This window comes from Halomonas cupida (assembly GCF_900142755.1).
In the GTDB taxonomy this organism is placed as follows: Bacteria; Pseudomonadota; Gammaproteobacteria; order Pseudomonadales; family Halomonadaceae; genus Halomonas; species Halomonas cupida.
On record NZ_FRCA01000001.1, the window covers coordinates 655,770 to 668,693 of the forward strand.

Genomic DNA, 12,924 nt, shown 5'->3' on the forward strand with positions numbered 1-12,924 from the left:
CGGCTTACGGCTTACGGCTTACGGCTTACGGCTTACGGCTTACGGCTTACGGCTTCCCCAGCTCCGTCACTTCCCGAAACACTTCCACCAGCCCTTCGATACCTGCCTGATCGTGCTCGCTGAAGCGGTCGGCTTTCGGGCTGTCCAGGTCGAGGACTCCCCACAGCGCTCCGCTGGCGTCGATGATCGGTACTACCAGCTCGGATTGTGAGGCGCTGTCGCAGGCGATGTGGTCAGCTATGGCGTGGACATCGTCGATGCGCTGGGTCTGGCGGCTGCGAGCCGCGGCACCGCATACGCCTTTGGAGAAGGGGATGGGGTTGCAGGCAGGTTTGCCCTGGAATGGGCCGAGAGAGAGCAGTTCCGGCTGGCGTTGCAGGTAGAAGCCGGCCCAGTTGAGGTCGGGAATCTCCTGCATCAGAAAGGCGCTGGTCTGGGCACTGTTGATCAGCCAGTCGCGGGTGTCGAGCAGGGCTCTCAGTTGGCGGGCGAGCAGGGCGTAGTCGGTCATGGGTGTTGCGTTCCCGGTAGCCGGAATGGAAGAAGGCCGGCACAGTGCCGGCCCTCCATCGATCAATACTGCGATACTTGTCTCAACAGGATGCGATCATTCCCAACCGGGAACGGCGGCACCCTTGAACAGTTCTTCGGCCTTGGCGGCGACTTCGTCAGTCTGGTAGGCCTCGACCATTTGTTGAATCTCCTCGCGGTCTTCGTCACCGGCCCGTACGGCGATGATATTGACGTAGGGGGACTCGGGACCTTCGCTGACCAGGGCGTCATCCAGCAACAGGCCTGCTGGCTGGGCAAAGGTGTTGTTGATGAAGGCCATGTCGACATCGGGCAGGATGTGCGGCAACTGCGCAGCCTCGATTTCCTGGAAGTCGTAGTCGTGCGGATTCTCGACGATGTTGAGCGGCGTGACTTCGAGGTTTTCCGGGTCGTCGAGCGTAATCAGACCCTGGTTGTGCAGCAGGATCAGCGAACGGCCCTCGTTCGATGGGTCGTTGGGCAGAGCGATGGTGGCGCCGTCCGGCAGTTCGTCGAGGCTGTCGTACTTCTCGGAATAGGCACCGATCGGATAGACAAAGGTGCGCCCGGCGATGGCGAAGTCGAAGCCGCGGTCACGCACCATGGCGTTCATGTACGGCTCGTGCTGGTAGGCATTGGCGTCGAGGCTGCCGTCCGCCAGCGCGGCATTGGGCGTAACATAGTCGGTGAACTCGATGATCTCGACTTCGAGGCCAAACTTCTCCTCGGCGATATCCGCTGCCACCTGCATGACATCGGTTTCCGGGCCGGCCACGGTACCCACCTTGATGTGGTGTTCATGGGCCAGTGCCTGGCCGATGGACAGTGACAGAGTGGATAGCGCCAGCGCGCCGATCAGTGTCTTGCGCATCGTTGTGTCTCCCTTCAACTCTCGTGACCAACGTGTCTCGTTGGCAGGTTTCGTCAGTTATGTTCGCCCGTTCCATTCATCGCTGGCTACTGCTTGACGACTACTGATTGCCAGCTACTGGCGTCAGTAGGCCATGGCGATACTGGTGCCAATGATAACGGAATAAGCAGGGGCTGTGTAATGCTGTTTGGTTATCAGTCCGATCAAGTCACTTGTGGTTGCTTCTGCGCACCAGATAATCGCCCAGGCTCTGCAGACCCTGAACCATGACCACCAGAATGACCACAGTGATCAGCATGATCGTTTCGTTGTAACGCTGGTGTCCATAGCGGATGCCCAGGTCGCCGAGTCCGCCGCCACCAACCGCTCCCGCCATCGCAGAATAGCTGATCAAGGTGACCACGGTGATGGTCAGTGCCGTGTAGATGCCACCACGCGCCTCGGGCAGCAGTACCCTGGTGATGATCTGCCAGGGGGTGGCCCCCATTGATTGTGCAGCCTCGACCAGACCCGGTGAGATTTCATTGAGCGCGCCCTCGACCAGTCGGGCCACGAACGGAATGGCGGCAATGGTCAATGGCACAGCGGCAGCCATGGTGCCGATGGATGAACCCACCAGCAGGCGGGTGAAGGGCACGATGGCCACCAGCAGGATAATGAAGGGGATCGAGCGGCCGATGTTGGTGACCACACTCAGTACGGACTGCAGTATCGGCTGGGCCAGAATCTGTCCCGGGCGAGTGACATACAGCAGTACACCCAGCGGAATGCCTGCTAGCGCAGCGATGATGCCGGAAATGGCCACCATGTAGATGGTCTCGAGAGTGGCCTCGAGGATCAGGTTAATCATTGCGCTGGACATGACCAAGCACCTCCACGTTTAGATCATGGGCCATCAGATAGTCGATGGCGCGTTGTGTGTCGTCAGCGTCGCCCATCAGTTCGGCGATCATCAGGCCCAGGGTGCGTTCCTGGATCGACTCCACCTTGGCCTGGAGAATGCTGACATCGACCCCGCACTCACGTGCCAGGCGCGAGATCAGTGGCGTGGCCACGGCATCGCCGGAGAAGCCCAGGCGCACCACTGGGTGGGTGTGCTCTCCAGAGGCATCGAGCAGGCGATCGATCAGAGCTCGGGGCGGCTCCAGTTCGAGGAAGTCGTTGAGGAAGTGGCGGCCGAGGCGTGTACGCGGAGCGGTAAAGAAATCGCCGACATTGGCCTCTTCGACCAACTCGCCGTCACTGATCAGGCTGACGCGATGACAGATGCTCTTGACCACTTCCATCTCGTGAGTGATCAGCAGGATCGTCAGGTTCAGTTTGCGATTGATGTCCTGCAGCAGCTCGAGGATTGATGCCGTGGTCTGTGGGTCGAGGGCTGAGGTTGCCTCGTCGCACAGCAGTACACTGGGTCGGCTAGCCAGTGCTCGGGCAATGGCGACGCGTTGTTTCTGACCGCCGGATAGCTGCGCGGGATACTGGCGCGCCTTGTCGGTGAGGCCGACAAGATCCAGCAGGGGCGTTACACGCTCGCGGATCTCGGTGCGTGATACACCCATCAGCTCCAGCGGCAGGGCGACATTATTGAACACGGTGCGTGAGGTCAGCAGGTTGAAGTGCTGAAAGATCATGCCGATGCCGTGGCGGGCCTTGTTCAGGTCTTCGCCTGACAGGAGGGTCAGTTCCTGACCGTCAACATGAACCGTGCCAGTGCTGGGGCGTTCGAGCAGGTTGACGCAGCGGATCAAGGTCGACTTGCCGGCGCCCGAAAGCCCGATCACGCCATGGATCTGTCCTCGGGGAACCTCGAGGTTGATGTTCTTCAGTGCGGTGACCGCGCGCGGGCCACTACCGAAGGTCTTGGAAACATTCTGCAGTCGTATCATCTCAGCCACTCGGTGGTGCCGATGACTGCGGGGATGGGCAAGGGGAAGGCAGGGTAGCCAGAGGGGCAGGGTGAGCGAAAAAAAGGCCACCCTTACGGGTGGCCATCAACGCTGGACACACCCTTTTAGCTGCACTTCACCCGACAACGCCTTGTGAGCGCTGACGTGCTGGCGCCCGCAATCCGGGTACAAATCGGCGCCTAAAAATGTAGCGGGCAAGCATAGGGGCGGCGGGGGCAAGTGTCAATGATCTGTACAGTAGAGATGGATATTCTGGCTGGAGATCTACCTCATTGGAGAAAAGTCCACTGACCTTGCAGCTGTATAGAGGATCTCCTGCTACGTCACTCCGATGCCAGGCAGCGGTATGCCAGACGTTCTCCGGATGCGCGAGGCGGGGGAAAGTGGTATCAATGAGCGCCTTGCCGAGCGGCGTATTCGGATACCCGCAGGCCATCAGCGAAGGAAAGTGAAGGGAGAGATTGCATGTTTACCGGTATCGTTCAGGGCACCGCTCGGGTGCTGGCCATCGAGGAGGCCGAGCAGTTCCGCACCCATGTCGTGGCGTTGGAGGACGACCTGCGCCAGCGGCTCGAGCTGGGGGCGTCGGTTGCTCACAACGGCGTGTGCCTGACGGTGACCGCCATCGAAGGTGAGCGCGTCAGCTTTGACCTGATGCGCGAGACTCTCAGGGTCACCAACCTGGGCGCCCTGGTCGTTGGTGATCGCGTCAATATCGAACGCGCGGCACGCTTCGGCGACGAGATCGGAGGTCATGCCATGTCCGGTCATGTCTCAGGCATGGCCGAGATGATCAGTCTGGATGAGGCCCCCAACAACCGTAGGCTGTGGTTCCGGTTGCCTGATGGCCTCGAGCGCTTCGTGTTTGCCAAGGGTTATATTGGTGTCGATGGCATCAGCCTGACCATTGGCGATGTTCGCGCCTTTGAGGGAAAGCAGGGCCGCGAGTTCTGTGTTGACCTGATACCCGAGACGCTGTCGCGAACCACGCTGAGTGATCGTCAACCCGGTGATCACGTCAATATCGAGATTGACCCCCAGACCCAGGCTATCGTTGAGACCGTAGAACGAGTGCTGGCTACGCGTAACTGAGCGAAAGGTGACGAATTCCACGCGAGGCGCGCCTATACCGACATATTGCCTATTCTGGTAGAGTGTCGCGCTTTTGCGGACGGCCTCGTCTCGTGCCTGGGCGTTGACAGCAACAGGTGACATCCCCTTGCGGGGTTCACACAAGCGATAGCGATTTCCTTTCGGCGATCTCACTTCAGGATCTGGCACATGTCCCATCCCGACTCCAGCAAGACAGAACACCATAACAAGAGTCTTCTCGACCGCTACTTCCGGCTCAGCGAGCATGGCACCAATGTCAGAACGGAGGTGATCGCCGGTATTACCACCTTCCTGACCATGGCCTACATCATCTTCGTCAACCCCAGCATTCTGGCCGAGGCCGGTATGGATGGCGGGGCGGTGTTCGTGGCGACCTGCCTTGCAGCGGCCATCGGCTGTCTGGTGATGGGGTTGTGGGCCAACTATCCGATCGCGCTGGCACCGGGGATGGGGCTCAATGCCTTCTTTACCTATACCGTGGTGCTGAGCATGGGCCACACCTGGCAGGTGGCGCTGGGAGCCGTGTTTCTTTCCGGCGTGACCTTCTTCATTCTCAGTGTGCTGCGTATCCGGGAGTGGATCATCAATTCGATTCCGCTGACGCTGCGCCTGGGCATCGCCGCTGGTATCGGCCTGTTCCTCGCTATGGTGGCACTGAAGAATGCCGGCATCATCGTCGACAATCCGGCCACCCTGGTGTCGGTGGGAGATCTGGCTCAGCCGGGACCGTTGTATGCGCTGGCTGGCTTCTTCGTGATCACGGCGCTGGCCTATCGTCGCGTTACCGGTGCGGTGATGATCGGCATCCTCGGTGTCACTCTGGTGGCGATTGCGCTGGGGCACAATGAGTTCGCTGGCCTGGTTTCGATGCCGCCGTCGGTGATGCCTACCCTGATGCAGATGGATATCGCCGGCGCCCTGGATGTGGGCATGATCAGCATCATCTTTGCCTTCCTGTTCGTGGATCTGTTTGATACCTCCGGTACTCTGGTGGGGGTTGCCCATCGCGGTGGCCTGCTCGACAGGGATGGCAAGCTGCCGCGTCTGGGGCGTGCGTTGATGGCAGACTCCACGGCAACCATGGCGGGTGCTGCGCTGGGTACCTCGACGACCACCAGCTATGTCGAGAGCACCTCGGGTATTGCCGCTGGTGGGCGCACAGGCTTGACGGCCGTGGTCGTGGCGGTACTGTTCCTTGCCAGCCTGTTCCTTGCGCCGCTGGCAGGCTCGATTCCTGCTTATGCCACGGCTGGTGCCTTGCTGTATGTGGCTTCGCTGATGGCCGGCAGCCTGGCCAGTGCCGATTGGGACGATGCCACCGAAGCCGCACCGGTACTGATCGCTGCTCTGGCCATGCCGCTGACCTTCTCGATTGCCGAGGGTATTGCGCTGGGCTTTGTCAGCTACCTGGCCATCAAGACACTCGCCGGTCGTTTTTCCGACCTCAATCCCGCAGTGGTGGTGTTGGGTCTGCTGTTTGCGATCAAGCTGATCTTCATCGATTGATACCCTGCACACCAGCCCAGTGACGACGTGATTTCACTGGGCTGTGTGGAGCATGGTTTCCACCCCTGCGACGAACACCGCTTCAAAGAGACATGTGATGAGTATCTACGGCGACTATATCAAGTCAGTCATTCGTACCGTTCCCGACTGGCCCAGCCCCGGGGTCAACTTTCGTGATATCACGCCGTTGCTGCAGAACAGCTCGGCCTTCCGCAAGTTGATCGACAGCTTCGTGCATCGCTATCAGGAGATGGATCTCGACGCCATTGCCGCCATCGATGCCCGGGGATTCATCATCGGCGCGCCTGTGGCTTATGAGCTGGGCTGCAGCTTTGTGCCGGTGCGCAAGAAGGGCAAACTTCCCTTCAAGACCATCAGCCAGACCTACACTCTGGAATACGGGCAGGCTGAGGTGGAACTGCATTCCGATGCCTTCCGTACAGGCGATCGAATCCTGATCATGGATGACCTGATTGCCACCGGTGGCACCATGCTGGCAGCCGCCGAGTTGATCTCCCGCTCCGGTGGACAGGTCGTGGAAACTGCGGCCATCGTCGACCTGATTGAGCTGGGTGGCTCGCAGAAGGTTCGCGAGGCAGGGCACAGTGTATTCGCCGTATGTTCCTTCACCGAGGACGAATAAGCTCATGAGCAGCCGATATCACCAGCATTTCACCGTTTCCTGGGACCAGCTCCATCGCGATGTTCGTGAGCTCTGCCACCGGCTGATGGAGCGTGATCTCAAGGGCATCATTGCCATTACGCGTGGTGGCCTGATTCCCGCGGCACTGGTTGCCCGCGAACTTGATGTTCGCCTGATCGATACCGTGTGCATCAAGAGCTATGACCACATGGACCAGGACGAACTTCAGGTTCTCAAGGGTGTGGATCACGATGGCGAGGGCTGGCTGCTGGTCGACGATCTCGTCGATACCGGCAAGACCGCTCGGGCAGTGCGCGAGATGCTGCCGCGTGCGCACTTCGTGACCATCTACGCCAAGCCGGAAGGGCGCCAGTTGGTGGACCAGTATCTGACCGAAGTGGCTCAGGACTGCTGGATCCAGTTCCCCTGGGACATGGGTGTGGCCTATGTCGAGCCGCTGGTCGACCAGCATCGTTCCACGGCGAAATGATGGCACTACCCCGGACGTGGTGACTCTGTTCTGGGGTAGTGACTCTGTTCTGGGGTGGCGAATATGCTTCAGGGATGGTGAACATGGCTCAGGAGTGGTGACGATGACTCAAGTGCTTCCCGACAGTTGGCAGAGATGGCTGGGTAGCGAGTTCGAACAATCCTATATGCAGGCATTGCGTGAGTACCTGAGGCGCGAGAAGGCTGCCCACAAGGTAATCTATCCGCATTCCTCGGACTGGTTTCGTGCCTTCGAACTGACGCCTCTGGACCAGGTCAAGATCGTGATCCTGGGCCAGGATCCCTATCACGGCCCGGGCCAGGCTCATGGTCTGTGCTTCTCGGTCAGGCCTGGTGTACGAACGCCGCCCTCGCTGGTCAACATCTACAAGGAACTGGCCCAGGATGTCGGCTTTCGGCCGGTGAACCATGGCCATCTCGAAAGCTGGGCTCGTCAGGGGGTGTTGCTGCTGAATACGTCGCTGACGGTCGAGCAGGGCAATGCCGGTTCACATCGCGGACAGGGCTGGGAAACCTTTACCGACAGAGCCATTGCCACAGTCAGTGCCGAGGCACCGCCCTCGGTGTTCCTGCTGTGGGGCAGCCATGCACGGCAGAAGAAGGCGCTGGTCGACACCCAGCGGCATCTGGTGCTGGAGTCGCCACATCCGTCGCCGCTGTCGGCTCATCGTGGTTTCTTCGGCAACCATCACTTCTCGCGTGCCAACGCCTTCCTGGCGGAGCAGGGACGCGAGCCGGTGGATTGGCAGCTACCCGAGCAACCCTGAACCTCATCGGAACGTTACCCCGGGAGGCGGCTTTATCGAACGTTATAGATGCGGTTAAAATGGCGCGCAATTTTGGGTTCACTGGTGATCAGTCGGTGTTCCTGTCCTGCCCGTCATCAGAGAGGTCTGCCCATGAGCGTCCATGCCATCAATCATCCCCTGGTTCAGCACAAGCTCGGCTTGATGCGCGAAGCCGGTATCAGTACCAAGAGCTTTCGCGAGCTGGCAGGAGAGGTGGCCAAGCTGCTCACCTACGAGGCAACGTCGGATCTGGAAGTGGAAGACTATCCCCTCGATGGCTGGAGTGGCGAAACCATCAACGTCAAGCTGCTCAAGGGCAAGAAGGTCACCATCGTGCCGATCCTGCGTGCAGGGCTTGGCATGCTGGAAGGGGTCACTGACCTGATTCCCAGCGCGCGCATCAGTGTGGTGGGGCTCTACCGCGACGAGGAAACGCTCGAACCGGTACCGTACTTCTCCAAGTTCGCCGGCGACCTGGACGAGCGCATGGCGATTGTCATTGACCCCATGCTGGCAACCGGCGGCTCCATGGTGGCGACTCTGGATATGTTGCGTGAACGTGGCTGTACCCAGATGAAGGTGATCGTACTGGTTGCTGCGCCAGAAGGTATCAAGCGGGTTCAGGATGCCTATCCGGATATCGAGATCTATACCGCCTCGGTGGATGAGCGCCTGGATGAGAACGGCTATATCGTGCCGGGGCTGGGTGATGCCGGAGACAAGATCTTCGGCACACGCTGATTCTTCTCTGGTTGGTGTAACCCGCGGCGCATGATTTCCGCTGTAAGCGACATGAAAAGCCCGATGTTCGTTATTGAACATCGGGCTTTCTGCGTTCTGGGGGCGACAAATGGAGGTATTCTTTCGTCGAGGTAGACAAAAGTAGGTTTAACGGAAGAAATTATTGTTAATCAATGTTCTGAAATTTATTGGCTGTTCTTCAAGCGGGAAAATGTCCAGTTTCGTTTAAGGACATCCGAGCGCAACTTCGAATCCAGGATACGTTAAATGAGGTATGCCCTGGCATTATGCCGAGGGATGGATTCGACAGCAGGATGGACGAACGCGTACATGTCCCTGAGCCTGGAAGCGGTTTCCCGTGTGGTGGCCAATGAAACACACCTTGATCAGATTTCCCTGACTCTGGACCCCGGGTCCTTCAATGTGTTGCTGGGGCGAACCCTGGCCGGCAAGACCTCATTGATGCGCCTGATGGCAGGTCTCGACCGTCCGAGCAGTGGACGTATCCTGATGAGCGGTGAGGATGTGACCGAGCGCGGGGTGCGCCAGCGCAACGTCTCAATGGTCTATCAGCAATTCATCAACTACCCCCATCAGACGGTGTTCGACAACATCGCATCGCCGCTGAAGATTGCGCGCGTGCCGCGTGACGAGATCCAGGCTCGTGTACATGAGGTGGCGAAGCTGCTGCATATCGAGCATCTCCTCGAGCGTATGCCGTTGGAACTTTCCGGAGGGCAGCAGCAGCGTACTGCCATGGCCAGAGCGCTGGTCAAGGACGCTGATCTGGTGCTGTTCGACGAGCCGCTGGTCAACCTTGACTACAAGCTGCGTGAGGAATTTCGCGAGGAGCTGGGCACACTCTTTGCCAGCCGCGACTGCATCGCGGTATACGCCACCACTGAGCCTGCGGAGGCGTTGGCGTTGGGCGGCCATACGGCGATTCTTCACGAAGGGCGCCTGATCCAGTACGGCCCGACGCCCGAGGTCTATCGGCAGCCGATGTCGCTGACTGCTGCCGAGATGTTTTCGGAGCCGCCGATCAATGTGCTGGATGGCTATATCCGTGGTCGAGAAGTGACCTTTGATGAGGATGTGCACTTTCCCCTCGATGAGGCGCTGTCTGCCCTGGCCGAAGGCCATTATCGATTTGGTGTCCGCCCGTCACATCTGGCGCTGGAGCGCCAGGCTGTCGATGATCTGGTGCTGGATGTGCAGGTGGATCTTGCCGAGATCAGTGGTTCAGAAACCTTTCTCCACGTGCACAACGACAAGGTGTCGCTGGTGGCCCATCTAGCGGGGGTGCACAGTTTTGCGGTCGATCAACAGGTAAGCCTGTACTTCCCGGTACATGGGCTCTATGCCTTTGATGACAGTGGTGCCACCGTGCATGCACCCGACGCATCTCCGTCGGCCGGCTCCCGGGGAGGTAAATAGATGGCCGAGATCACGCTTTCGCAATTGGCTCATAGCTATCAGGCCCAACCCTCTGGGGAGGCAGACTACGCCATCCGGCGAATGGATCATGTCTGGGAAGAAGGTGGTGCCTACGCCTTGCTGGGGCCTTCCGGCTGCGGCAAGTCAACCCTGCTCAATATCATTTCCGGGTTGCTGGCGCCCTCGAGCGGTGAAGTGCTGTTCAATGGCCGGCGGGTCAATGAACTGCCGCCGGAGGAGCGCAACATTGCCCAGGTGTTCCAGTTCCCGGTGGTCTACGACACCATGACGGTCTACGACAACCTGGCCTTTCCGCTGCGCAATGTGAAAACACCGGAGGAGACTGTTCGCCAGCGGGTCATGGAGGTGGCTGACAGCCTCGACCTTGTGGCGCAGCTCGATCGCAAGGCCCGTAACCTGACCGCGGACGAGAAGCAGAAGGTTTCCATGGGGCGCGGCCTGGTACGCGATGACGTGACTGCCATCCTGTTCGACGAGCCATTGACGGTCATCGACCCGCAACTGAAGTTCAAATTGAGGCGCAAGCTCAAGGAAATCCACCAGCGCTTTGCCGTCACCATGATCTATGTGACCCACGACCAACTGGAAGCATCGACCTTCGCCGATCGCATCGCAGTGATGTACGACGGGCAGATCGTCCAGTTCGGCACGCCTCAGGAGCTCTTCGAGCGCCCGACCCACACCTTTGTCGGCTACTTCATCGGCAGCCCCGGCATGAACTTCATGTCCATGGCGCTGCAGGGGGAAGGTGCTGATGGAGAGGAGGGCGATGAGCTGGTGGCCGATGGCCAGTCATTGGTATTGAGTCAGGCATGGCAGCAGGCGGTGCGCAAGGCACTGGCGCAGACCGACAACGTCAAGCTGGGAATCCGACCAGAGTTTGTAGAACTAGCTGTAGAGATGGTTGACGAGGAGGGCGATGACCGGGTGGAGGCTTTCCTGACGATGGTGGTGGAACACAGCCAGGATCTCGGTACCTATGCCATCTTCACGCTGCAGCGCGACGACCTGCGCCTCAAGGCGCGCGTCGAGGAAGGCCACCCGCTGCCCTTTGATGTTGCCCCGGGAACGGAAGTTCGGGTGCGTTTCCCTGCTCAGCGCTTCGGGCTCTACGTCGATGAATATCGCTGGGAGGTAGAGGCATGAACAAGGTTCGCAACAACCGGGCCTGGTGGTTGATCCTGCCGATGCTGGCGCTGGTGGCGTTCTCGGCCATCATTCCTCTGATGACGGTGGTCAACTACTCGGTTCAGGACGTCTTTGATCCGCACACTCGCTTCTTTACCGGCACCGAGTGGTTTGTGCAGATGCTCAATGATCCGTCGTTGCAGGCGGCACTGCTGCGTCAGTTCGGCTTCTCGCTGACGATTCTGGCCATCGAGGTGCCGCTGGGGATAGGTATCGCCCTGCTGATGCCGAAACGTGGTTGGCAGGCCTCGGCGGTGTTGATTCTGGTGACCTTGCCGTTGCTGATTCCCTGGAATGTGGTGGGCAGTATCTGGCAGATATTTACCCGTGGTGACATCGGACTGATGGGCTGGAGTCTGCGCGAGGTTGGCTATGCCTACAATATTACCTCCAGTCCGCTGGATGCCTGGCTGACCATCGTGTTGATGGATGTCTGGCACTGGACCTCGTTGATCGCGCTGCTCTGTTACAGCGGACTGAGGGCCATTCCTGAAGCCTACTACCAGGCGGCGCGAATTGATCGCGCCTCGCGGTGGGCGATTTTCCGCTATATCCAGCTGCCCAAGCTCACCAATGTGCTGGTGATCGGGGTGCTGCTGCGTTTCATGCACTCTTTCATGATCTACGCCGAGCCCTTCGTGTTGACCGGCGGTGGGCCCGGAAATTCGACCACATTCCTCAGTCAGTCGCTGGCGGTGATGGCAACCGCCCAGTTTGATGTCGGTCCGGCAGCCGCCTTCTCGCTGATCTACTTCCTGATCATTCTGCTGGTGTGCTGGGTGTTCTATACCCTGATCATGAATATGCAGAAGGATCGCGTGCCGGGAGGTGACCATGGCTGAAGTCACCCGCAAGGGATTTGTGTTGCGCCGTACGCTGTTGATGGCCGCCTACCTGGTCTTCGTGCTGCTGCCGATCTACTGGCTGGTCAACATGTCACTGCAGAGCAATAGCGAGATTCTCGGTGAGTTGACGCTCTGGCCTCAGCAACTCACCTGGGCCAATTACGCTCGCATCTTCACCGACTCGAGCTGGTACATGGGCTATGTCAACTCGATCATCTATGTGTTGATGAACATGGCCATCAGCATGGCGGTCGCATTGCCGGCTGCCTATGCCTTCAGCCGTTACAGCTTCATCGGCGACAAGCATCTGTTCTTCTGGCTGTTGACCAACATGATGGCACCGCCGGCGGTCTTTCTTCTGCCGTATTTTCAGCTCTATTACACCGTCGGGTTATTCGATACCCACATCGCCGTGGCTCTGGCGCATTGTCTGTTCAATATCCCGCTGGCGGTGTGGATTCTTGAAGGCTTCATGAGCAGTGTGCCGCGGGAGATCGACGAGACGGCCTTCATTGATGGCTACAGCTTCCCGCGCTTTTTCGTGCGGGTGTTCCTGCCGCTGATTCGCTCCGGCATCGGTGTCACTCTGTTCTTCCTGTTCATGTTCTCCTGGGTGGAGTTGCTGCTGGCGCGGACTCTGACCTCGACGGAGGCGCAGCCGATCGCGTCAGTCATGACACGCACACAGACGGCGTCGGGCATTGATTGGGGGACGCTTGCCGCGGCGGGTGTGTTGACCATTGTGCCTGGCATCCTGGTGGTTTTCTTCGTTCGTCATCATATCGCCAGGGGTTTCGCCCTGGGACGTACCTGAGGAGGCGGC

At 59.2% G+C, this 12,924-nt stretch carries 14 protein-coding genes; 10 read left to right on the forward strand and 4 right to left on the reverse strand.

Annotated elements, in window-relative coordinates:
• Window positions 1-46: 46 nt before the first annotated feature.
• The 4 genes from BUE38_RS02800 to BUE38_RS02815 all read right to left on the reverse strand — a co-directional run bounded on the left by BUE38_RS02800 (window position 47) and on the right by BUE38_RS02815 (window position 3,288).
• A complete protein-coding gene (locus BUE38_RS02800) occupies window positions 47-511 on the reverse strand; it encodes a GAF domain-containing protein (protein WP_073433477.1) in 465 nt (154 codons plus the stop codon).
• Between the two features lie 96 nt (window positions 512-607).
• Window positions 608-1,402 (reverse strand): MetQ/NlpA family ABC transporter substrate-binding protein, encoded by a 795-nt coding sequence (locus BUE38_RS02805; RefSeq protein WP_073433478.1) that lies wholly within the window; start codon window positions 1,400-1,402, stop codon window positions 608-610.
• 208 nt (window positions 1,403-1,610) lie between these two features.
• Window positions 1,611-2,264 carry a methionine ABC transporter permease gene (locus BUE38_RS02810; RefSeq protein ID WP_073433479.1) on the reverse strand — a complete coding sequence of 218 codons (654 nt, stop codon included), beginning with the start codon at window positions 2,262-2,264 and terminating at the stop codon, window positions 1,611-1,613.
• Window positions 2,245-3,288: a methionine ABC transporter ATP-binding protein gene (locus BUE38_RS02815; RefSeq protein WP_073433480.1), complete on the reverse strand. Its 1,044-nt coding sequence runs from the start codon at window positions 3,286-3,288 to the stop codon at window positions 2,245-2,247. The genes BUE38_RS02810 and BUE38_RS02815 overlap by 20 nt, the downstream gene beginning before the upstream one ends.
• Before the next feature lie 486 nt (window positions 3,289-3,774).
• On the opposite strand from BUE38_RS02815, the gene BUE38_RS02820 reads away from it, so the two are divergent.
• The 10 genes from BUE38_RS02820 (at window position 3,775) to BUE38_RS02865 (ending at window position 12,915) form a co-directional block, all read left to right on the forward strand.
• Window positions 3,775-4,401, forward strand: a complete 627-nt coding sequence (locus tag BUE38_RS02820; protein WP_073433481.1) for a riboflavin synthase subunit alpha — start codon at window positions 3,775-3,777, stop codon at window positions 4,399-4,401.
• Between the two features lie 189 nt (window positions 4,402-4,590).
• Window positions 4,591-5,928 (forward strand): NCS2 family permease, encoded by a 1,338-nt coding sequence (locus BUE38_RS02825; RefSeq protein ID WP_073433482.1) that lies wholly within the window; start codon window positions 4,591-4,593, stop codon window positions 5,926-5,928.
• A 97-nt stretch (window positions 5,929-6,025) separates the two neighbouring features.
• The gene (locus BUE38_RS02830) at window positions 6,026-6,571 is read left to right on the forward strand and encodes an adenine phosphoribosyltransferase (RefSeq protein WP_073433483.1); all 546 of its coding nucleotides are present in this window, start codon (window positions 6,026-6,028) and stop codon (window positions 6,569-6,571) included.
• Between the two features lie 4 nt (window positions 6,572-6,575).
• Complete coding sequence (gpt, locus tag BUE38_RS02835) at window positions 6,576-7,061, forward strand: xanthine phosphoribosyltransferase (protein ID WP_073433484.1); 486 nt, start codon at window positions 6,576-6,578, stop codon at window positions 7,059-7,061.
• A 103-nt stretch (window positions 7,062-7,164) separates the two neighbouring features.
• Window positions 7,165-7,848: a uracil-DNA glycosylase gene (gene ung, locus BUE38_RS02840; RefSeq protein ID WP_073433485.1), complete on the forward strand. Its 684-nt coding sequence runs from the start codon at window positions 7,165-7,167 to the stop codon at window positions 7,846-7,848.
• Window positions 7,849-7,980: 132 nt separating this feature from the next.
• Window positions 7,981-8,610, forward strand: a complete 630-nt coding sequence (gene upp, locus BUE38_RS02845; RefSeq protein WP_073433486.1) for a uracil phosphoribosyltransferase — start codon at window positions 7,981-7,983, stop codon at window positions 8,608-8,610.
• Window positions 8,611-8,940: 330 nt separating this feature from the next.
• Entirely contained in the window at window positions 8,941-10,047 is a 1,107-nt protein-coding gene (locus BUE38_RS02850; RefSeq protein ID WP_073433487.1) for an ABC transporter ATP-binding protein, read from the forward strand.
• Complete coding sequence (locus BUE38_RS02855) at window positions 10,048-11,214, forward strand: ABC transporter ATP-binding protein (RefSeq protein WP_073433488.1); 1,167 nt, start codon at window positions 10,048-10,050, stop codon at window positions 11,212-11,214.
• A complete protein-coding gene (locus BUE38_RS02860; protein WP_073433489.1) occupies window positions 11,211-12,098 on the forward strand; it encodes a carbohydrate ABC transporter permease in 888 nt (295 codons plus the stop codon). The genes BUE38_RS02855 and BUE38_RS02860 overlap by 4 nt, the downstream gene beginning before the upstream one ends.
• Entirely contained in the window at window positions 12,091-12,915 is an 825-nt protein-coding gene (locus BUE38_RS02865; protein ID WP_084541674.1) for a carbohydrate ABC transporter permease, read from the forward strand. The genes BUE38_RS02860 and BUE38_RS02865 overlap by 8 nt, the downstream gene beginning before the upstream one ends.
• Window positions 12,916-12,924: the final 9 nt, after the last annotated feature.